Genomic DNA, 19,531 nt, shown 5'->3' on the forward strand with positions numbered 1-19,531 from the left:
GTGTCTCCGGCCATCAGATCCCCAGGAACGAGAAGAGGACGGAGAAGATCGCGTCGATGACGATCACCAGGAAGATGCCCTCCACCACCGCCTTGGTGGTCAGGGTGCCGACGCTTTCGGCGCTGCCGGCGACCTTCAACCCCTCGTAGCAGCCGACCATGGCGATGACCAGCGCGAAGACCGGCGCCTTGACCAGACCGGCCAGCACCGTGTTGATCCCGACCGCGACGTGGAGCTGGCGGATGAACTGCCCGAAGGTGATGTCCAGCGTCGCATAGCTCATCACCGCGCCGCCGAACAGCCCCATCACGTCGGCGTAGAAGACCAGCAACGGCAGGCTGATCATCAGCGCGATGGCGCGCGGCACGACCAGAAGCTCGATGGGATCGAGGCCCATGGTGCCGATGGCGTCGACCTCCTGGTTGACCTTCATGGTGCCGATCTGCGCGGTGAAGGCCGAGCCCGACCGCCCGGCGACGATGATCGCCGTCATCAGCACGCCGATCTCGCGCAGCACCGAGATGCCCAGCAGATTGACCACGAACAGTTCCGCCCCGAAGCGCTTGAGCTGGTCGGCGCCCTGGAAGGCCAGCACCACGCCGATCAGGAAGGACAGCAGCCCCAGGATCGGCAACGCGTTCAGCCCGGTCTGCTCGACGTGGAACAGCACCGAGGTCAGGCGGATGCGCGATGGCTTCAGGATCAGCCGGCCGAAGGTGACGGTGACGAGGCCGAGGAAGCCGACCAGATCCAGCGCCTCCTTGGCGCCCTCCACCGTGGTGCGGCCGGTGCGGACCACCATGTCGATGATGGGGTGGTGCGAGCGCGCGGACGGTTCCGGCGGGGCCTGCCCAGCGTCGCGCACGGCCTCCAGCAGGGCGGTGTGTTCGGGCCTCACGCCCTCGACGGTGACGGCGTGACCGTCGGCCTCCAGCCGGGCGGCCAGCCGGGTCAGCAGATAGGCGCCCACCGTGTCGAGCGCGTCGAGCCGGCCGAGGTCGAGACGCACGGGGTCGAGCCGCACCGCGCCGCCGGTCGGTTTCGACCGCAAGCCCTCCAGCGCGTCGGACGCCGGTTCGGCGGCGTCCAGCGTCCAGCGCCCGCCGGGACCGATGTTCCACACGCCGTCGCCGTGCCGCGATTCGATCCAGACCGTTTCACCCGCCACGCCCGGCACCCGCCTTCGCCATTCGATCGGAGAGGTTGGAACGTGGCGGCGCGAGCGCGGCCGGTCAACCCCCTGTGACAACGGCCATGCCTCCGCTGCGGCGCAACGTCCGTTTGCGCAGCCCCTCCCACCCCGATAAACTGACCCGCTTCGCGTTTGGCCCCGATGGACACCATGGACTTGAAAGACCACATCCGCGGCATTCCGGATTTTCCGAAGCCCGGCATCCTGTTCTACGACGTCTCGCCCCTGCTGGCTCACGGACCGGCCTGGAAGACCGCCATCGACCGTCTGGCCGATGCCGTGCGCCCGCACCGACCCGACGTGCTGGTCGGCATCGAATCGCGCGGTTTCCTGGTGGCCGCCCCGCTGGCGCTGGCGCTCGGCATCGGATTCGTGATGGTGCGCAAGCGCGGCAAGCTTCCCGGCGACACGGTCGCCCATTCCTACGATTTGGAATACGGCACCGACACCATCGAGGTGCAATCCGACGCGGTGAAGCCAGGACAGCGGGTGGTGGTGCTGGACGATCTGCTGGCCACCGGCGGCACCATGGCGGCGGCCGTCACCCTGCTGCGCCGGATCGGCGCCGACGTGCGCGCCGCCGCCTTCCTGGTGGAGCTGACCTTCCTGAACGGCCGCGACAAGCTGGACGTGCCGAGCCTGTCGCTGATGGCCTACGATTCCTGAACCGATCCGGGTGTCACGCCCGCATCTCCCTCTCCTCCGCCCCCGGCACCGCGACGGGCGGAGATGGGCAACAGGCGGCGGTCCACCCCGGAAGATTTTGCCGGGACTTCGCGGAAATTGCCGCCCCGCCCAAGCTGGAAAACCGCCAAGCCATTGATACCGTTCGAATGACCATGTGGCCCGCTTTCTGCAAACCTTGGCTTAAGCCGTTCCGATGGAACGCACAAGAAAAGGGCGCGGGTCATGGTCAGCTTGTCCAGTTTCAGCGATGTCGGCAGCATGGCGCAGAGCCTGCAACAATCCATCGATGCGGCGGTCAAACGCGTCCAGCAGCAGGCCACCTCCGACACCGGCGCCAACACCAAAGCCCAGGAATACGAGCAGACCGTCAAGAAATCGTCCTACAACACCGCACCCTTCGCCAGCAACATCGGCACCCTGATCAAGGACACCAGCCGGCTGAACGTGTTCAGTTCGCTGGCGGCGAACGACCCGGCAGACTTCTACAAATTCTCGGTCACGACCAAGGGCGAGGCCACCATCGGGACCGTCGGCGATGCCGGGGTCCGGGTGCAGCTGATGGACAAGCAGGGCAAGGTGATCGCCGACAGCAACAAGGACGCCGGCTCGACCTACGACGCCTACAAGAAGCTGCAGGGCGGCACCCTGTCGCTGGACAAGGGCGACTACACCCTGCGGCTGGCCCGCGACAAGGACGTTCCGCTGAAGGACGCGCAGAACTACGGCGTCCAGCTTCGCATGGGCAGCTACACCAAGGATTACGACACCGTCGCCAAGCAGCCGGCCCAGGGCGACAACCCGTTCGGAAGCAATTACCGGCTGCAAAACCTGGCGACCTTGCTGAACGGCGGCTCGACCTCCACCAACAGCGCGGCGACGATCCTGGGCAGCACCGGCACCTACACCGGGCGCGGATCGCTGCTGAACGCGCTGTTCTGAAAAGCCGAGGGGCGCGGGATCACACCAGCCGGTCGCGCCCCGATTCCTTGACCAGAAGCACGGCCTGCGTCCGGCTGCCGACGCCCAGCGCCTTGAGCACGCCGGTGACGTGGGTCTTAACGGTGGACAGGTTCAGCCCCAGCCGCTCGCCGATGTCCTGGTTCGACAGCCCCTGCGCCAGCAGGTCGAGGACCTCCAGCTGCCGCCGCGTCAACCCGTCGAACACGCTGGGCGGGGCCGTTCGGCCGGACGACGCCGCGACCGGGCCGGAGCCCGGCATGCCCAGCACCGGCGGCACATAGGATCCCCCGGCCATCACCAGCCGCAGGATGTTGACCACCAGCACGTCGTCGGTCGATTTCGGAATGAAGGCCCGCACGCCGCGCGACAGCACCGCGCGCATCTCGTCCGGCGACTCGATCATCGAGAAGACCGCCACCGGCACCGGCGCCACCCGCTTGACGACCGCCTCGACGTCGTCGAGACCGCTCAATCCCGGCATCCGCAGATCCATCACGATCAGGTCGAAGACGCTTCCCTGGTCGAGAATGGCGTTCAACTGGCCGAAGCTGGTGGCGGCGACCACCGTGGCCTGTTCGTCCAATTCCCCAACGAGGTGGGTCAAGCCGCTGCGGACGATGGAATGATCGTCGGCGATCAGAACCTGCATGAAACGTCCCGGACCGATAATGCGAGTGATTGCCGCACCGTCATACGCCGACGCAAGGCACGGCGCTACCTCATTAGCGCGGTGGAGCGCCGCAAATGGAAAAAGGGCGCCGCCAAAGCGACGCCCCTTCCGAACACCGGAAGTCCGGTTACTGCACGCGGATCAGGATCTGCGCGCGGCGGTTCGACGGCTCGCGCACGTTCGGACCGGTGGAGACCATCAGCTGCTGCTCGCCCTTGCCCTCGATCGACACCAGATTGGCCGGCGTGCCCTTGGCGATCAGGGCGCGCTTGACCGCCTCGGCGCGGCGCAGCGACAGGCGCTGGTTGTAGGTCGGCGTACCCGAGGTGTCGGTGTGGCCGATGACGTGGATGCTCACCGCGCGGACGCGGCCGGCAGCGGCCGACGCGTCGCCGATGATCTTGTCGGAGACCGGCGTGATCGTCGCCTTGTCCCAGTCGAAGAACACCTGATACTCGGTCTGCGGCTGGGCCTGGGTCGCCGGGGCCATCGGGGCGGGCGAGGCCGCCGGGGCCGGACGCGACGGACCGCCGAAGGTGTAGCGCAGACCGGCCAGGATGGTGTGGTTGCGGTATTCGCCCTTCGAGGTCACCGGACCCAGATCGAATTCCGGATCCTGCGTGGCGAAGTAACGGTAGTCGAGCGTCACCGCCACGTTGTCGGTCACCGCGTAGGACGCGCCGACGATGCCTTGGTAGGCGAACACCCAATCCTTGTCGCTGACGCCGCGCAGGGACTGGCGGACCTCCGCGACACCGGCGCCGAGGCCGATGTAGGGGGTGAAGGGCGTGCCGGTGTTGATGTCGTACAGCGCGTTGCCCATGAAGGCGATCGAGCTGGTCTTGCCGCCCAGGTTGCGCAACGCCGGAGTGGCGCTTTCCGTCCCGTCGACCGAGTTGCGCCAGCGCCACGCGAACTCCAGCTCGGCGCGCACGCCGATGGCGGTGGCGTAGCCGGCCGACACGTCGCCGATGCCGCCGATCTTGAAGGATTCTTCAAGGCCGAAGCCGCTGCTGGGGTAGTTGCGCACATCGGCGTCGCGGGTCCAGTTCACGCCGGCGCCGGCGCCGACGTAGAATCCCTCGGTCGCGGCCATGGCGGCGGTCGGCAGGGCAAGGGCGAGGGCCGTGCCCAACAGAACTCCACGCATCTTCATTTTCTTTTTTCCCATGGTTGACGGCGTTGGCCAAACGGAACGCTTGGAACCTGTTACGGATGACCTGGGGAAACCCGTCGCGGCGGCGCGCTTCCCTTGGTGCCTACCCCCGACATAAAAGCCCTTGTGCGTTCCCTCAATCCCCACCCTTGCAACGGCCCGCTCCCTGTCTCATATTTGCCACTCTGCCGTCGCGCTCCTTTTCCCTTTCAAAAACAGACAATTGGCATCGGACCACCATGGCCCCTACCCCGAACGGGAGTGTCGATTACCCCTTTTGCGCCGCCCCTGACGACGGCGGAGCGCTGGCCGTGGCGCCGGGGGTCCTGTGGATCCGCCTGACCCTGCCCTTTCAGCTTGACCACATCAACGTCTGGGCGCTGGACGGCGGGGACTCGGGCTGGACCCTGGTCGACACCGGGCTGGGCGACCGCCGCACCCGCGAGGTGTGGGACGGGCTGCTGGCGACGGTGCTGGCGGGCAAGCCGGTCGAGCGTGTCGTCGTCACCCATTTCCACCCCGACCACATCGGCGCGGCGGATTGGTTGGTGGAGCGGACCGGGGCCGATTTCGCCACCTCGCTGACGGAATGGCTGGTCGCGCGGATGCTGTGCGGCGGCAACACCCCGGCGATGGAGGCGGCGGCCGAGCGCTTCTACCGCCGCAGCGGCTTGGACGCGGAGACGCAGGCCGCCGTGCGCGACCGCGCGGGTTCCTACGCGCGCGGTGTCCCCGGCGTACCGGCCACGTTGACCCGCCTGCGGGCTGGCGACCTTTTGAACGTGGGCTCCACAAGCTGGCGGGTGATCGGTGGCGCCGGCCACACGGCCGAGCCGGTCAGCCTCTACGACGCGGCGAACGGGGTGCTGATCCCCGGCGACCAGATCCTGCCGCGCATCAGCCCAAACATCAGCGTCTGGCCGGCCGAGCCGGACGCCGACCCGCTGGCCGACTACCTCGCCAGCCTGGACGCGTGGTCGGAGCTGCCTGCCGATACGTTGGTGCTGCCCTCGCACGGGCTGCCGTTCCGAGGGCTGCATGGACGGGCGGCCGATCTGACCGACCACCACGCGGCGCGCTTGGAGGAAATCGTGCCGTTCTGCGCCATGCCGCAGACCGCCGCCGCGGTGATGCGGCGCCTGTTCGACCGTCCGCTCGACACGCACCAGACGGTGTTTGCGATGGGCGAAGCCATCGCCCATCTGAATCACCTGATCAGGCGCGGCGCGCTGCTGCGGAACACCGGGCCGGACGGGATTGACCTTTACCGGCGCGGCGCCGGACAGGGTGCCGTCACGACTCGGTGACGATCTCGAACTGCTGGGTGTCGAGCAGGGCGGACACCGAGAGCGTCTTCAGAGTCTTGGGGTCGTCCGCCCGTTTCAGCTGGGCGTGCTGGGTGCCCATGCCGTCCTTGCGGATGGCGATCACCTCCCAGAAACCACCGCTGGGTCCCAGCTTGCGGTACACTTGGCCTTCGACGACCTCGCGCTTCCTGCGCATGTCCACCTCTCCACCACTCGTCCTTGGGGACCCTCCCGTCATGGACGGTCCCGAGGGCGCATTGAAGCACAAAAAGCCTTGCCCGTGGCGACTGTCCATTCGATAGCCGGCGGCAACGCTCATGCTGCAATGCAATATCGCTTGAGGCACCCCCGATGCCCGAGGACGCACCCCGCCACAAAGCTGGAACAAAAGCCGCGAGCGTGGGTTCATGACGGGTATGAACACCGACCTCGACGTGCTTGTTTTCGCGACTCGCCTGGTGGATGAACTGGGAGAGACCGCGGTCCGTATCAGCCGGGTTCGCCTTGTCGAACTCACGGCTGCGAACCACACCCGAGCCGCCGCCTTCTGGCGTGACGTGATGCGAGCATCGCAACGGCTGCTGGACGAAAAATCCGGCACCCGAATGCCGCCTTCCATCGCGGCGGCGCAGGCCGGCATCCCGTCCGGCGTCGTGCGCGTCGACCGCCCGATTCCTTAAAGTCTGACGGGAAAAGACTCAATTGACTTCAAAGTCTCATGATTCGTGCATGGTTACGGGTTACGAAGGTTCCCCAAGATGCCCTGGACTGAAATCATCCGTTTGAAGTACCGCTCGTGAAAAGCTTCGGTATTCAAGCGAAAGGACTGATACGGAATGGGCAGGTGTCGAGCCCTTTCTTTTCCGCGCCTGCCGGCTCGATCGCCCCCGGCCGGCCGATGCGCATCATGAAATCCATCGGCACCATAAAACCCGGGCGGGTTCAAGCGGTCACAGTGCTGGGACAAAACGTGTGCGTCCGGCAAATCCGGTTGACCGGTTCCGGTGATGCGGTAGAACAAGGCCGCGAGGCGGGCGAGGCTTATCCGTATCACCCGCGAGCTTTCCTTTCGACGAACCGCGCCACCGGAGCACCTTGATGAGTCGCCAGCGCGCCGCCCTCTGCCTTTCGTTCCCGTCCCTCACCCGCGCCGCCTTGCTGGGCGCGCTGATGGCGGCTCCGCTCGCCCTGTCCGCGCCGGCCGCCGCCGCGCCCGCGAAGCAGCCCGCCGCTGCCGCCAAGCCGGCCAAGCCGGCCGCCGCGAAGACCACCGCCGCCAAGCCCGGCGCCTGCTACAGCCGCAGCGAGCACGCGGCCGAACAGCTGATGCGCATGCACACCGAAATGATGGTGGTCGGCCTGACCTGCAAATCGGTGGTGCCGGAAAAGAACCCCTTCGGCCTGTACCAGGATTTCTCGGTCAAGAACCGCGCGATGCTGTCCAGCTCGGAAGCCACGCTGATCGGTTACTACAAGAAGACCGGCGGCAATGGCACGCAGAAGTTCGACACCTTCCGCACGGAGCTGGCGAACGAGGTCAGCCGCCGCGCCGCGACCATCGGCATCCCACAATATTGCCAAACCTTCGTCGACCGCTCCATCGCGGCGAAGGAGCTCAACGCCGATGACCTGCGCATCCTGACCTCGGACGAAAAGAACGCCGGCCTGATGCACCTCGCCAGCAAGCCGCTGTGCGATGTGCAGGTGGTCAGCGTTCCGGACGCCCCCATCGCCGTCGCCCAAGCGTCGACCGGCCGCGCTCCGGCCAAGGCGACCGCCGCCAAGGCCAAGGCTCCGGCGAAGGCCCCCGCCAAGGCGGCCGCCGCCAAGCCCAAGGTCGTCGCCGCTCCGGCCAAGCAGACCGTCGCCGCGCGCTGACCGCCGTCACGGTTTGAACGCTTCGATCGAAGGCCCCATCCGCCAACCGGCGGATGGGGCCTTCGTCGTTTCCGACGTCTGCATCGTCGCCCCACTCATGCGAACAACACAAATCTGTCTTGCAAAAATCCACCGGGCTGGTACTACCGAAACAGTCGAAGGGCTTATCCCCCCACCCTGTCCGGAGCGGAGGGGATAGGCCGTTCAGGGTGACAAAAAGCATGGTTCGTCAAGCCAATAGACGAACCGGATCAGACAGGGGGCCGCTGTTGCGTGACCGGTGTGCCGTGTGTGCCCGTACCGCCGCGCCCTGCCTCTGCGCCGCGCTGAAGGTGGGGTGACTTCATGGAATATTTCATACAGCAGTTGATCAACGGATTGTCGTTGGGGGCGATCTACGGTTTGATCGCGATCGGGTACACGATGGTGTACGGCATCATCGGGATGATCAACTTCGCGCATGGCGAGATCTACATGATCGGCGCCTTCGTGGCCTTGATCACCTTTTTGGCGATGGGGGCGCTTGGCATCACCTGGGTGCCGCTGGCGCTGGTGGTGATGCTGGCGGCCTCGATGCTGTTCACCAGCGTCTATGGCTGGGCGGTCGAGCGCATCGCCTACCGGCCGCTGCGCAGCTCGCCGCGCCTGGCCCCGCTGATCTCGGCCATCGGCATGTCGATCTTCCTGCAGAACTACATGCAGCTGCTCCAGGGCGCCCGCTCCAAGCCGCTCCAGCCCATCCTGCCCGGCAACCTCACCCTGATGGACGGCGCCGTCTCGGTCAGCTACGTCCGGCTGGCCACCATTCTGATCACCCTGGTGCTGATGGTCGGCTTCACGATGCTGATCAGCCGCACCTCGCTCGGCCGGGCGCAACGCGCCTGCGAGCAGGACAAGAAGATGGCCGGCCTGCTCGGCGTCAACGTCGACCGCATCATCTCGCTGACCTTCGTCATGGGCGCCGCGCTGGCCGCCGTCGCCGGCATGATGGTGCTGCTGATCTACGGCGTCATCGACTTCTACATCGGCTTCCTGGCCGGCGTGAAGAGCTTCACCGCCGCCGTGCTCGGCGGGGTCGGCTCGCTGCCCGGCGCCATGCTCGGCGGCGTCGTCATCGGCCTGATCGAGGCCTTCTGGTCGGGCTACGTCGGCTCCGAATGGAAGGACGTCGCCACCTTCACCCTGCTCGTCCTGGTGCTGATCTTCCGCCCCACCGGCCTGCTCGGGCGTCCTGAAATCGAGAAGGTGTGAGCGCCATGACCATGCCCTCCCACACCGCCCCCACTCCGGCCCCCGCCGCCGTCCCCGCCCGCCCCGCCGTCGACTGGCCGGGCAGCCTCAAGGACGCCGCCACCGCCGCCTTCGTCGCCCTGCTGCTCACCGTCCCGCTGGTGGGGTTGCGCACCGTCGACCGCCCGACCGGCCTGAGCATCGAGGCGCGCCCCGACGAGGTGATCGCCTCCATCGTCCTGGTCTTCCTCGGCCGGCTCGGCCTCGGGCTGATCCGCCAGGGGCTGGCCCTGCCGGTGCTGGTGCTGGCCTTGGCCGCCGCCGCCGTCGGGCTGGCCCTGCCGATGCCGACCCAGGTGCTGCGCCTGGTGCTGGTCGCCGGCGGCGGCATCATCGCGCTGCGCGCCGCCATCACGCTGACCACCGGGCGTTCCAAGCTGTCCCAGGCCGAGCGCGACCGCCGCATGGACCGCGTCGCCGCCAAGGTGCAGCACGCCACCAAGTACATCGCCCCGGTCGCCATCGCGTTTGCCGTCGCCCTGCCGCTGACCCCGCTGGCCGACCGCCAACTGCTCGACATCGGCATCCTGCTGCTGACCTACATCATGCTCGGCTGGGGGCTGAACATCGTGGTGGGCCTGGCCGGGCTGCTCGATCTGGGCTACGTCGCCTTCTACGCGGTGGGCGCCTACAGCTACGCGCTGCTGGCCCATTACTTCGGGCTGAGCTTCTGGGTCTGCCTGCCGCTGGCCGGGGTGCTGGCGGCCTGTTCGGGCGTGCTGCTCGGCTTCCCGGTGCTGCGGCTGCGCGGCGACTACTTCGCCATCGTCACGCTCGGCTTCGGCGAGATCATCCGCATCATCCTGGTCAACTGGTACCAGTTCACCGGCGGCCCCAACGGCATCTCGGGCATCCCGCGCCCGAGCTTCTTCGGCATCGCCGACTTCACCCGCACGCCCCCCGAGGGCATGGCCGCCTTCCACGAGCTGTTCGGGCTGGAGTTCTCGCCGCTCCACCGCATCGTCTTCATGTACTACCTGATCCTGGCGCTGGCCCTGGTGGTCAACGTCTTCACCCTGCGGGTGCGCAAGCTGCCGCTGGGCCGCGCCTGGGAGGCCTTGCGCGAGGACGAGATCGCCAGCGCCTCGCTGGGGATCAACCGCACCAACATGAAGCTGGCGGCCTTCGCCATCGCGGCGATGTTCGGCGGCTTCGCCGGCTCGTTCTTCGCCACGCGCCAGGGCTTCATCAGCCCGGAGAGCTTCACCTTCATCGAATCGGCGATCATCCTGGCCATCGTGGTGCTGGGCGGCATGGGCTCGCAGATCGGCGTGGTGGTGGCGACGCTGCTGGTGATCGGGCTGCCCGAGGCCTTCCGCGAGCTGGCCGACTACCGCATGCTGGCCTTCGGCATGGGCATGGTGGTGATCATGCTGTGGCGTCCGCGCGGGCTGCTGGCCCACCGCGACCCGACCATCCTCCTGCACGGCGGCAAGACGCCGCGGGTGAACGCGGGAGCCGCGCGATGAGTGTGACCGAGATGACCGAGACGCCGCTTTTGACGGTGGAACACCTGACGATGCGCTTTGGCGGTCTGGTGGCGAACAACGACGTGTCCTTCGTGGCGCGGACCGGCGAGATCACCGCGCTGATCGGGCCGAACGGGGCGGGCAAGACGACGCTGTTCAACTGCGTCACCGGCTTCTACACGCCCACCGTGGGCCGCTTGAGCCTGCGCCACCCCGACGGGCGCGAGTTCCTGCTGGAGCGGATGCCGGGCTACCGCATCGCCCAGAGCGGGGTGGCGCGGACCTTCCAGAACATCCGGCTGTTCGGCGGCATGAGCGTGCTGGAGAACCTGATCGTCGCCCAGCACAACAAGCTGATGGACGCGTCGGGCTTCGCGATCGCCGGGCTGTTCGGGCTGCCGACCTACGCCAAGGCGGAGAAGGCGGCGCTGGAGCTGGCGAAATACTGGCTGGAGCGGGTGCGGCTGACCGAGTTCGCCGACTGGGAGGCGGGCAACCTGCCCTACGGCGCCCAGCGGCGTCTGGAGATCGCGCGCGCCATGTGCACCGAGCCGGTGCTGCTCTGCCTGGACGAGCCGGCGGCCGGCCTGAACCCGCGCGAGTCGGGCGAGCTGGCGGAGATCCTGACCTTCATCCGCGACGCGCGCAACCCCAACGGGCACCGCACGGGCGTGCTGCTGATCGAGCACGACATGAGCGTGGTGATGCGGATTTCCGACCATGTGGTGGTGCTGGACTACGGGCGGAAGATCTCCGACGGCGATCCGACCTCGGTGAAGAACGATCCGGCGGTGATCCGCGCCTATCTGGGCGAGGACGAGGACGCCGAGCTGCCGCCGGAGGTGGCGGGCGACCTGCCGGCCTCGGTCGTGCATCCGGCGCCCAAGGAGATCTGAGGAATGGAACCGATGCTGAAGGTTTCCGGCGTGCACACCTTCTACGGCGCCATCGAGGCGCTGAAGGGGATCGACCTGGAGATCGCGTCCGGCGAGATCGTCTCGCTGATCGGGGCGAACGGGGCGGGCAAGTCGACGCTGCTGATGACGCTGTGCGGCAGCCCGCGCGCCCGCCAGGGCCGGGTGGTCTTCGAGGGCGAGGACATCACTGAGTTGCCCACCCACGAGATCGTGCGGCGCGGCATCGCGCAGAGCCCCGAGGGGCGGCGGATCTTCCCGCGGATGAGCGTGCTGGAGAACCTCCAGATGGGCTCGATCGTGGCGAAACCGGGCAGCTTCGAGACGGAGCTGGAGCGGGTGCTGACGCTGTTCCCACGGCTGAAGGAACGCATCCACCAGCGGGCCGGGACGATGTCGGGGGGCGAGCAGCAGATGCTGGCGATCGGGCGGGCGCTGATGAGCCAGCCGCGCCTGCTGCTGCTCGACGAGCCGAGCCTGGGTCTGGCGCCGCTGATCGTGAAGCAGATCTTCCAGGTGATCCAGGCGATCAACCGGGAGCAGAAGATGACGGTGTTCATGGTGGAGCAGAACGCGTTCCACGCGCTCAAGCTGGCCCATCGCGGCTACGTGATGGTGAACGGCAGGATCACGATGACGGGGTCGGGGGCGGCGCTGCTGGCCGATCCGGAGGTCCGCGCGGCCTATCTGGAAGGGGGGCACTGAGATGGAGCACCTTCTGGGCGCGTCGCTTCCGGTGTTCCTCGGGCTGACGGTGGTGGTGTTCGGCGGCTTCGCGGTGCTGACCGGGCAGACGCTGGCGGAGGGCTGGAAGCCGGTCTCCAGCGTGCTGGCCTATTCGCTGCTGCTGGGTCTGGGCGACCGCTTCCTCGCCTGGGGTCTGTTCGGCGAGCCGCTGCTGTCGGTTTGGGGCTTTGCGGTGCACACGGTGGTGATCGGGGCGATCACCCTGACCACCCACCGCATCGCCATCGCCCGCCGCATGGTCAACCAGTACCCTTGGCTCTACGAACGCAATGGGCCGTTTGCTTGGCGCGAACGCGTGGGCGCCGGCTCCGGGGAATAGGATAGGCCGAACGGCTGGGTGCCCTAGCAAAACTGTCGCATGGGGCCCAAGCCGGAGTATGGTAAAATGGACACCGCCGGAGGGGACCCGGCGGCCTAGGCCCGACAAGGGCCGGGGGAATGTTGCAACAGGGACCACTCTTCGAACAGGGAGTAAGAAAACCCATGAAACTCAAGCTGTCCCTTCTGGCCGCCGTTGCGGCCACCGCGCTCTCCGCGACGGTCGCCAAGGCCGACATCGCGGTGGCGACCGCCGGTCCGATCACCGGTCAGTACGCCACCTTCGGCGAGCAGATGAAGAAGGGCATGGAGCAGGCCGTCGCGGACATCAACGCCGCCGGCGGTGTTCTGGGTCAGAAGCTGAAGCTCGAAGTCGGCGACGACGCCTGCGATCCCAAGCAGGCCGTGGCCGTCGCCAACCAGTTGGCCAAGGCCGGCGTGAAGCTGGTGGCCGGTCACTTCTGCTCGGGGTCCTCGATCCCGGCCAGCCAGGTCTACGCCGAAGAGGGGATGCTCCAGATCTCCCCGGCTTCGACCAACCCGAAGCTGACCGAGCAGGGACTGAAGAACGTCTTCCGCGTCTGCGGCCGCGACGACCAGCAGGGCCTGATCGCCGGCAAGTATCTGCTGGACAAGTACAAGGGCAAGAACATCGCCATCCTGCACGACAAGTCGGCCTACGGTAAGGGTCTGGCCGACGAGACGCAGAAGGCGCTGAACGCCGGCGGCCAGAAGGAAACCATCTACGAAGCCTACACGGCCGGTGAGAAGGACTACTCGGCCCTGGTGTCGAAGCTGAAGCAGGCGGCGGTCGAGGCGATCTACGTCGGCGGCTACCACACCGAGGCCGGGCTGATCGCCCGCCAGATGAAGGACCAGGGCCTGAACGCGGTCATCATCTCGGGCGACGCCCTGGTGACGAACGAGTACTGGGCCATCACCGGCGCCGCCGGCGAGAACACCATGATGACCTTCGGCCCGGATCCCCGTGAGAAGCCGGACGCCAAGGTCGTCGTCGAGAAGTTCCGCAAGGCCGGCTACGAGCCGGAAGGCTACACGCTGTACACCTACGCCGCCCTGCAGATCTGGGCGGAAGCGGTGAAGGCGGCCGGCTCGACCGACGCGGCCAAGGTCGCGGACGTGATGCGCAAGACCTCCTACGACACCGTCATCGGCAAGCTCGGTTTCGACGCCAAGGGCGACGTCACCTCGCCGGCCTATGTCTGGTACAAGTGGAGCAACGGCCAGTACGCCGAAGTGAAGTGATCGTCCTTCGACGCTTCGCTTGAAAAAGGAAGGGTCCGGCGAGCAATCGCCGGACCCTTTTTCTTGGGGGATGCGTGGTTGGGAAGTGGTCTCGTCTGCCCATATTGGGCGTGGACTGCCGACGGTGTACTGTGAGCCTTCATCGATCGGCTGGACACGCCAATAAGCCGCGCCGGACACGGCGATTCGAGCGGCGTGTCCGGCGTGGCTGCGGCCTCCGGAAGATCCTCCGGACGCCGGTTAGCGGTTTCCCATCAATCGCGCCGGACGGTGCGCGGGGCCGCCGGCGGATCGGCGCTGCGCGGGGCGGCGGTAACCCGCTTGGTCACGTCCACCTTGGGCGGCGTCAGCGAGTTGGTCGCCGAATAGCCTTTGTTGGTCGTCTTCACGTCGGTGCCGTAATGGGACATGCCGGCACGGAACTGACCGGATTTGCCCATCGATCCCCAATGCGAGGGCCGGGCGCCGGGAATCGGCTGGGCCTGCTCCATGTTGCGCATGTGGGGGCCGGTCGGCACCATCTCGTCGAAGGTCCAGGAGTTGTACTCCTGCTTCTGCGCATGGGCGGGGCCGGTGGCGGCGAGAGCCGCGAGGGCCAGGACAGTGGCGGCGAGGGTACGATGCATCGAACGGGCGCCTTCCGTTGTGATCCGGACGCCGCGTCGCCAAGCCTCAAGGGCCGGCGCGCGACGGGTCGGGACCGACATTGCGCCTCAAGCGCGCCCCACCGTCCAGGGCGGAGGCGCGTTACCCAGCCTGGGGGACACCGTTCGCGCGGGCGGCGTGACCTTACGGGGCGGAATGGCCGTAGAGCGTCAGATGCAGCCGCTTGCCGGTGTTGTAGTTGAACCCGGACAGTTCGGCCAGCCGGTTGAGTGCGGCGGCCGGGTCCAGAGCGGCCTTGAACGCCGCCTCCTCACGGTCCTCGACCAGGGCCAGCGCGCAAGAGCCCCCGTCGGCCAGATGCCGGGCGGCCTCGGCGCCGTGCACCAGCCGCGTCGGCGTGCCGAGCAGGAAGACGAGGCTCGGCTCCGAATAGCCGGCCGAGGCGATGACGCTGTCCGGGCAGGGCCGAACCTCCGCGACGGCGCGCGCCGCTTGGCGGCTGATCCACACCCCGTCGATGGCCGGCAGCACCGCGCCGTAGGTTCCGGCGTAGAGGATCGCCGCCGCCGCGACGCCGGCCGCCATACCGGCGCGAAGCCGCCTCTGGAGCGTCAGTCGGACGAACAGGGCAAAGAGCCCGAGGACCGCCGGCACCAACGCCAGCCCGACCGGATCGATCCGCCCGTCCACAAGGTAGGGGATCACCGCCACCGCCAGCGTCAGCGCTCCGAATCCCAGCACGCCCAGCGCCACCGCCGCGACGGTGAGGACGCGGCGCGGCTGCGCGCGGCTGCGCCCGAAACCGTCAAGGACAGCGGCGGCGGCCAGTGCGGCGATGGCCGGGAAGACCGGCAGGGTGTAGTGCAGAAGCTTGGTCGGCACCGCCTCGAACACCAGCCAGCTCGGCACGATCCAGGCGATGCAGAAGCGCACGGCGTCGACCCGCCGCCGGGCCCAGACCCAGGGCACCGCCAGCAGGGCCAGGAAGGACCAGGGGGCGAAGGTGACCCAGAAGCTGCCGAGGTAGTATCCGGGCGGCAGCCCCTTGCCCTCCTGCCCGCCGGAGACCTTGCCCAGCATGTCGTGGCCGACCGATTCGGCGAAGAAGGCGCCCTTGGTCTTGATGGCGATGGCGATCAACCAAGGGGCGGCGATGGCCAGAACGATGGCGAGACCGGGCAGCGGCTTCAGCCGTTTCAGCCAGCCCCCCCGGCGGTCCCACACCGCCAGCGTCAGCGCGGTGGTGCCCGACACGAGAAGAACGATGGGCCCCTTGATGAGGATGCCGATCCCGGCGGCGATCCAGAAGACCAGCGGCGCGGTCCAGGCGCCACGGCCGACCGGCGCCACGCGGTCGCGGGTCAGGTAGAGATGCGCCAGCGCCGCCTGCCCCAGCACCACGGTGGACAGCAGCACGGCGTCGGTCTTGGCCATGCGGGCCTCGACGCCCAGCACGACGCAGGACGCCATCATCAGACCGGCGAGGAAGCCGGCCACCCCGCCGAACAGCCGCGCGCCCGTCCAGGCGCTGGCCAGAACGGCCAGGATCGCGCCGAGAAAGGAGGGAATCCGGTAGGTCCAGATTGCCTTCGGCGTCCCGGTGACCTCGGTCGCCAGCGCCGTCGCCGCGTTTTGCAACCAATAGATGCCAATCGGCTTCTTGTAGCGGGTCTCGTCCTGGTAGCGGATGTCGATGTAGTTGCCGCTGTCGAGCATCTGCGACGATGCCTGCGCGAAGCGGGATTCGTCGCGGTCGAAGGGCGGCAGGCCGGAGAAGCCCGGCAGGAACAGCGCCGCGCTCAGCAGCGCCAGCAGCGCGTAGGCGTAGAGCGGCAGGCCGGGCCATGGACCGGGCTTGGCCGGCGCAGTGCCGTCCGTCACGATTTGCTCGGCACGGCGTCCGGCGCCGAGGCCGATTTCTTGTTGGTCCACACGAAATAGATGTTCCGGATGTAGATGACCAAGCCGGCGCCCTGCCCCAGCATGAAGACCGGGTCGAAGCGGTAGAAGGAATAAGCGAACAGGATGGCGCCGCCGGCCAGCGAGAAATACCAGAACATCTCCGGCATCACGCTGCGCCGGGCCTTTTCGCTGGCGATCCACTGGATCACGAAGCGCATCGTGAACATAAGCTGGGCCATGAAACCGATGCCGACCCAGACGAGGTCGGTCGTGCTCTGCCCTTGGAACCACGCTACGGCGCGCTCAATCATCGGATCTTCCAGTCGCGAAAAACGCTCAGAGTTGTTCGGAAGTCGGCGACAGCTTGGTCCGCCGCTTCAGCCAATAGACGCCGAGCAGATCGACGACGCCGATCAGGCCGCGCCGCCAGTTGTTGTACTTGGACACGCCGCGCTCGCGCGGGCGGTGGTTGACCGGCACATAGGCCACCGGATGCCCGTGGGCGCGGAACAGCGCCGGCAGGAACCGGTGCATCGCGCCGAAGAAGGGCAGGTCGAGGAAGGCCTCGCGGCGGAAGAGCTTCAACCCGCAGCCGCTGTCGGTGCAGCCGTCCTGCAGGAAGGACTGGCGCACCGCGTTGGCGAATTTCGAGGCCCAGCGCTTGGACAGGCTGTCCTGGCGCTTCTTGCGCAGGCCGCCGACCAGCATCGGCGACCCGGCCTTGCCGCCGGACACCAGGGCGAACAGGGCCGGAATGTCGGCGGGATCGTTCTGGCCGTCGCCGTCCAACGTCACCACCCATTCGCCATGCGCGGCCTTGACGCCGCTGCGCACGGCGGCGCTCTGGCCAGAGCGCCGGTTGTGGCGCAGCACGCGCAGGCGCCCGGCCAGGACCGCCGGGGCGAGCCTGACCTGGGTGTCGTCGTCGGACTGATCGTCCACGAAGATCACTTCGAAACCGCCGACCGGGATCAGCGCCCGCTCGATCTCGTCGAGCAGCGGCAAGACATTGTCGGCCTCGTTGAAAACCGGAACGACGACCGAAAGCCGGACCGGCTCGCGGTTTTCCGCAAGATTGCTCACTTCTGCCATCCCATTCGCCGAACGGGCGGCAAAATACTCTCGCGGCCCGGCGAACGGTAGAGGAAAAGGATGGGACCGGGCGGAGGCCAGCCCCGCTCCCGCCGCATCGTCCATAACAAAGACGGGCCCGGACGCGCGAGGGCGTCCGGGCCCGTCTTTGTTATGAAGGCGTTAGCGCTTTCCTTGTGGTTCGCGAAACCGCCCTCAGCCTTTCTTTTCCTCCAGCGGCAGCGGGATGTAGCGCAGATCGCCGCCACGGCTGACCAGCATCAGCAGCGTCTTGCGCCCCTGGTCGCGCGCCTGGTTGATGCGGGCGTCGAGGTCGGCGGCGGTGTTCACCGGCTCCTGCCCCGCCTCGACGATGACGTCGCCCAGATCCAGCCCGCGTTCGGAAGCGACACTGTTGTCGCCCACCTCCGTCACCACCAGCCCTTCCACGTCCGACGCGATGGAGAAGGTCTCGCGCAGCCCCTGCGTCAGCGGAGCCAGCTTCAGGCCGAGCACGCTCCTGGTCTCGGGCTGGGCGGAACGCGGCAGTCCGCTCGAACCCGCCATGGCGACCTGCTGCGGCTCGTTGCGCAGTTCGCCGACCAGGACCGGAACGGAATCGGGCTTGCCGCCGCGGATGACGCCCAGCGGTATCGTGCTGCCGATGGCGCTCGACGCGACCAGACGGGGAAGCTGGCGCATCTGCTCGACGGTCTTGTCGCCGAAGCGGGTGATGACGTCGCCCTGGCGGATGCCGGCGGCGGCGGCCGGGCCGTCGGGGGCGACGCTGGTGACCAGCGCGCCGTTGGTGTCCTCCATGCCCAGGCTCTCGGCGATGTCGGGCGTCACCCGCTGGACCTGCACGCCCAGCCAGCCGCGCCGCACCTTGCCGCCGTCCTTCAACTGGTCGATGACCGGCTTGGCGATGGAGGAGGGAATCGCGAAGCCGATGCCGACCGACCCGCCGGTCGGCGAGTAGATCGCCGTGTTGATGCCGATGATCCCCCCGTCGGTGCTGTAGAGCGGCCCGCCGGAATTGCCCCGGTTGATCGAGGCGTCGGTCTGCAGATACTCGTCGTAGGGGCCCTGCTGGATGTCGCGGGCGCGGGCCGACAGGATGCCAGCGGTGACCGAGCCGCCCAGCCCGAACGGGTTGCCGATGGCGACCACCCAGTCGCCGACCTGCACCGCCTCGCTGTCGCCCCAATGGGCCGAGGCCAGCGGCTTGGTGCTTTCGACCTTCAGAAGCGCGAGGTCGGTCGGCGCGTCCGACCCGACCAGCTTGGCCGGTAGGCGGGTGCCGTCGTGCAGGGTGACCGCGATTTCCGAGGCGTCGGCCACGACGTGGTGGTTGGTAACGATCAGGCCCGAGGGGTCGATGACGAATCCCGAGCCCAGCGCCATGGACGGCATGCCGCCATGGGGACCGCCGGACGGCGGCTCCGCGCCCTCACCGCGCTGGCGGTTGCGGAATTCGCGGAAGAACTCCTCCAGCGGGGAGCCGGGCGGGGTGTCCGGCCCCTCGGCCGACCGCCCGGCGCCCTGGGGCGCCCCTTGCGTCGTGGAAATGTTGACGACGGTGTCGACCTGGGTCCGGGCCAGCGCCGCGAAGGAGGGCGGGTTGTAGGTCTGGCTGGCGCCGGGCGCGGAAACCGCCGGGGCGGGGGCCGCCTCCTGGGCGACAGCGGTTTGGGTCGCGAGCGGCATGGCCAGCGCGCCAACCAGCGCGGTGGAGAGCGCCAGCGCCGGCAGGCGTCGGAAAAGGACGGGCGAATGCGGCATGGACGGTCTCCGCCTGACGGACGTGATGACCCGGACGGGTCGGTTCATCCTGCAAAACGCTTTTGCACGGCGTTCGGGTCCGTGACCTTTTTGAAATTGCCCCTTCACCCCCCTTTACCGCCACCGCCGGTTTTTAAAAGCGCATCGGAGTCGCACAGGGCTACCCCCGCCGCATCCAGCGACAGCGGAACAACAAATTCGCGATTCGTTGCAAAGTTATGCTGGCATTTTGGGGGAGAGTTTCCGATAGTCATGTGTACCGAAAACATCGCCCGCCAGCGTGAAGCCCGATGATGCTGACGCACGCGCCTGCGTG

21 protein-coding genes are annotated in these 19,531 nt (G+C 67.7%); 12 read left to right on the top strand and 9 right to left on the bottom strand.

From position 1 onward, the window contains the following. Positions 1 to 13 precede the first annotated feature (13 nt). Positions 14 to 1,168, bottom strand: coding sequence for an ABC transporter permease (locus EJ913_RS16305; protein ID WP_126999724.1), 1,155 nt, complete (start codon positions 1,166 to 1,168; stop codon positions 14 to 16). Positions 1,169 to 1,342: 174 nt separating this feature from the next. On the opposite strand from EJ913_RS16305, the gene EJ913_RS16310 reads away from it, so the two are divergent. Beyond that, positions 1,343 to 1,858: an adenine phosphoribosyltransferase gene (locus EJ913_RS16310; protein ID WP_126999726.1), complete on the top strand. Its 516-nt coding sequence runs from the start codon at positions 1,343 to 1,345 to the stop codon at positions 1,856 to 1,858. Positions 1,859 to 2,101: 243 nt separating this feature from the next. Beyond that, positions 2,102 to 2,818: a hypothetical protein gene (locus EJ913_RS16315; protein WP_126999728.1), complete on the top strand. Its 717-nt coding sequence runs from the start codon at positions 2,102 to 2,104 to the stop codon at positions 2,816 to 2,818. 19 nt (positions 2,819 to 2,837) lie between these two features. On the opposite strand, the gene EJ913_RS16320 is transcribed toward EJ913_RS16315, so the two are convergent. Then, entirely contained in the window at positions 2,838 to 3,488 is a 651-nt protein-coding gene (locus EJ913_RS16320; protein WP_126999730.1) for a response regulator, read from the bottom strand. A gap of 148 nt (positions 3,489 to 3,636) precedes the next feature. Then, entirely contained in the window at positions 3,637 to 4,665 is a 1,029-nt protein-coding gene (locus EJ913_RS16325; protein ID WP_126999732.1) for an OmpA family protein, read from the bottom strand. A 311-nt stretch (positions 4,666 to 4,976) separates the two neighbouring features. Between EJ913_RS16325 and EJ913_RS16330 the strand changes: the two genes are divergently transcribed. Next, positions 4,977 to 5,972, top strand: coding sequence for an MBL fold metallo-hydrolase (locus EJ913_RS16330; RefSeq protein ID WP_244939379.1), 996 nt, complete (start codon positions 4,977 to 4,979; stop codon positions 5,970 to 5,972). Here the strand turns inward: EJ913_RS16330 and EJ913_RS16335 are convergent. Next, positions 5,959 to 6,168 (bottom strand): hypothetical protein, encoded by a 210-nt coding sequence (locus EJ913_RS16335; protein ID WP_126999736.1) that lies wholly within the window; start codon positions 6,166 to 6,168, stop codon positions 5,959 to 5,961. The two genes, EJ913_RS16330 and EJ913_RS16335, sit on opposite strands and share 14 nt — an antisense overlap. Positions 6,169 to 6,379: 211 nt before the next feature. Here EJ913_RS16335 and EJ913_RS16340 point away from each other — a divergent pair, with 211 nt between their 5' ends. The 9 genes from EJ913_RS16340 (at position 6,380) to EJ913_RS16380 (ending at position 13,854) form a co-directional block, all read left to right on the top strand. Beyond that, on the top strand, positions 6,380 to 6,652 hold the full coding sequence (locus EJ913_RS16340; RefSeq protein WP_244939380.1) for a hypothetical protein: 273 nt from the start codon (positions 6,380 to 6,382) through the stop codon (positions 6,650 to 6,652). A gap of 116 nt (positions 6,653 to 6,768) precedes the next feature. Beyond that, positions 6,769 to 7,071 carry a hypothetical protein gene (locus tag EJ913_RS33230; protein ID WP_126999740.1) on the top strand — a complete coding sequence of 101 codons (303 nt, stop codon included), beginning with the start codon at positions 6,769 to 6,771 and terminating at the stop codon, positions 7,069 to 7,071. Continuing rightward, positions 7,071 to 7,850, top strand: coding sequence for a hypothetical protein (locus EJ913_RS16350; protein WP_126999742.1), 780 nt, complete (start codon positions 7,071 to 7,073; stop codon positions 7,848 to 7,850). The genes EJ913_RS33230 and EJ913_RS16350 overlap by 1 nt, the downstream gene beginning before the upstream one ends. Positions 7,851 to 8,195: 345 nt before the next feature. Further along, positions 8,196 to 9,101, top strand: a complete 906-nt coding sequence (locus EJ913_RS16355) for an ABC transporter permease subunit (RefSeq protein WP_126999744.1) — start codon at positions 8,196 to 8,198, stop codon at positions 9,099 to 9,101. Between the two features lie 5 nt (positions 9,102 to 9,106). Then, a complete protein-coding gene (gene livM / locus EJ913_RS16360; RefSeq protein ID WP_126999680.1) occupies positions 9,107 to 10,609 on the top strand; it encodes a high-affinity branched-chain amino acid ABC transporter permease LivM in 1,503 nt (500 codons plus the stop codon). Then, entirely contained in the window at positions 10,606 to 11,505 is a 900-nt protein-coding gene (locus tag EJ913_RS16365; RefSeq protein WP_126999682.1) for an ABC transporter ATP-binding protein, read from the top strand. The genes livM and EJ913_RS16365 overlap by 4 nt, the downstream gene beginning before the upstream one ends. A gap of 12 nt (positions 11,506 to 11,517) precedes the next feature. Next, the gene (locus EJ913_RS16370; RefSeq protein WP_126999684.1) at positions 11,518 to 12,228 is read left to right on the top strand and encodes an ABC transporter ATP-binding protein; all 711 of its coding nucleotides are present in this window, start codon (positions 11,518 to 11,520) and stop codon (positions 12,226 to 12,228) included. Between the two features lies 1 nt (position 12,229). Further along, complete coding sequence (locus EJ913_RS16375; RefSeq protein ID WP_126999746.1) at positions 12,230 to 12,589, top strand: DUF6867 family protein; 360 nt, start codon at positions 12,230 to 12,232, stop codon at positions 12,587 to 12,589. 164 nt (positions 12,590 to 12,753) lie between these two features. Continuing rightward, positions 12,754 to 13,854: a branched-chain amino acid ABC transporter substrate-binding protein gene (locus EJ913_RS16380; RefSeq protein ID WP_126999748.1), complete on the top strand. Its 1,101-nt coding sequence runs from the start codon at positions 12,754 to 12,756 to the stop codon at positions 13,852 to 13,854. Positions 13,855 to 14,108: 254 nt separating this feature from the next. Here EJ913_RS16380 and EJ913_RS16390 read toward each other — a convergent pair whose 3' ends face one another. From EJ913_RS16390 to EJ913_RS16410, 5 genes are all read right to left on the bottom strand, one after another. Continuing rightward, positions 14,109 to 14,480, bottom strand: a complete 372-nt coding sequence (locus EJ913_RS16390; RefSeq protein WP_126999750.1) for a hypothetical protein — start codon at positions 14,478 to 14,480, stop codon at positions 14,109 to 14,111. Positions 14,481 to 14,643: 163 nt separating this feature from the next. Further along, entirely contained in the window at positions 14,644 to 16,341 is a 1,698-nt protein-coding gene (locus EJ913_RS16395; RefSeq protein WP_126999752.1) for an ArnT family glycosyltransferase, read from the bottom strand. Continuing rightward, the gene (locus EJ913_RS16400) at positions 16,338 to 16,673 is read right to left on the bottom strand and encodes a lipid-A-disaccharide synthase N-terminal domain-containing protein (RefSeq protein ID WP_126999754.1); all 336 of its coding nucleotides are present in this window, start codon (positions 16,671 to 16,673) and stop codon (positions 16,338 to 16,340) included. The genes EJ913_RS16395 and EJ913_RS16400 overlap by 4 nt, the downstream gene beginning before the upstream one ends. A 25-nt stretch (positions 16,674 to 16,698) precedes the next feature. Further along, positions 16,699 to 17,445, bottom strand: a complete 747-nt coding sequence (locus EJ913_RS16405; protein ID WP_126999756.1) for a glycosyltransferase family 2 protein — start codon at positions 17,443 to 17,445, stop codon at positions 16,699 to 16,701. 204 nt (positions 17,446 to 17,649) lie between these two features. Continuing rightward, entirely contained in the window at positions 17,650 to 19,215 is a 1,566-nt protein-coding gene (locus EJ913_RS16410; RefSeq protein WP_126999758.1) for a Do family serine endopeptidase, read from the bottom strand. Positions 19,216 to 19,531: the final 316 nt, after the last annotated feature.

The sequence above is a fragment of the Azospirillum doebereinerae genome, assembly GCF_003989665.1.
In the GTDB taxonomy this organism is placed as follows: Bacteria; Pseudomonadota; Alphaproteobacteria; order Azospirillales; family Azospirillaceae; genus Azospirillum; species Azospirillum doebereinerae.

What these genes read in the sequence shown, in the direction of transcription:
- EJ913_RS16310 (WP_126999726.1), top strand. Translation starts at nt 1,343, where the DNA reads ATGGACTTGAAAGACCACATCCGCGGCATTCCGGATTTTCCGAAGCCC.
- EJ913_RS16315 (WP_126999728.1), top strand. Translation starts at nt 2,102, where the DNA reads ATGGTCAGCTTGTCCAGTTTCAGCGATGTCGGCAGCATGGCGCAGAGC.
- EJ913_RS16320 (WP_126999730.1), bottom strand. Translation starts at nt 3,488, where the DNA reads ATGCAGGTTCTGATCGCCGACGATCATTCCATCGTCCGCAGCGGCTTG.
- EJ913_RS16325 (WP_126999732.1), bottom strand. Translation starts at nt 4,665, where the DNA reads ATGAAGATGCGTGGAGTTCTGTTGGGCACGGCCCTCGCCCTTGCCCTG.
- EJ913_RS16335 (WP_126999736.1), bottom strand. Translation starts at nt 6,168, where the DNA reads ATGCGCAGGAAGCGCGAGGTCGTCGAAGGCCAAGTGTACCGCAAGCTG.
- EJ913_RS16340 (WP_244939380.1), top strand. Translation starts at nt 6,380, where the DNA reads ATGACGGGTATGAACACCGACCTCGACGTGCTTGTTTTCGCGACTCGC.
- EJ913_RS16350 (WP_126999742.1), top strand. Translation starts at nt 7,071, where the DNA reads ATGAGTCGCCAGCGCGCCGCCCTCTGCCTTTCGTTCCCGTCCCTCACC.
- EJ913_RS16355 (WP_126999744.1), top strand. Translation starts at nt 8,196, where the DNA reads ATGGAATATTTCATACAGCAGTTGATCAACGGATTGTCGTTGGGGGCG.
- livM (WP_126999680.1), top strand. Translation starts at nt 9,107, where the DNA reads ATGACCATGCCCTCCCACACCGCCCCCACTCCGGCCCCCGCCGCCGTC.
- EJ913_RS16365 (WP_126999682.1), top strand. Translation starts at nt 10,606, where the DNA reads ATGAGTGTGACCGAGATGACCGAGACGCCGCTTTTGACGGTGGAACAC.
- EJ913_RS16370 (WP_126999684.1), top strand. Translation starts at nt 11,518, where the DNA reads ATGCTGAAGGTTTCCGGCGTGCACACCTTCTACGGCGCCATCGAGGCG.
- EJ913_RS16375 (WP_126999746.1), top strand. Translation starts at nt 12,230, where the DNA reads ATGGAGCACCTTCTGGGCGCGTCGCTTCCGGTGTTCCTCGGGCTGACG.
- EJ913_RS16380 (WP_126999748.1), top strand. Translation starts at nt 12,754, where the DNA reads ATGAAACTCAAGCTGTCCCTTCTGGCCGCCGTTGCGGCCACCGCGCTC.
- EJ913_RS16390 (WP_126999750.1), bottom strand. Translation starts at nt 14,480, where the DNA reads ATGCATCGTACCCTCGCCGCCACTGTCCTGGCCCTCGCGGCTCTCGCC.
- EJ913_RS16400 (WP_126999754.1), bottom strand. Translation starts at nt 16,673, where the DNA reads ATGATTGAGCGCGCCGTAGCGTGGTTCCAAGGGCAGAGCACGACCGAC.
- EJ913_RS16410 (WP_126999758.1), bottom strand. Translation starts at nt 19,215, where the DNA reads ATGCCGCATTCGCCCGTCCTTTTCCGACGCCTGCCGGCGCTGGCGCTC.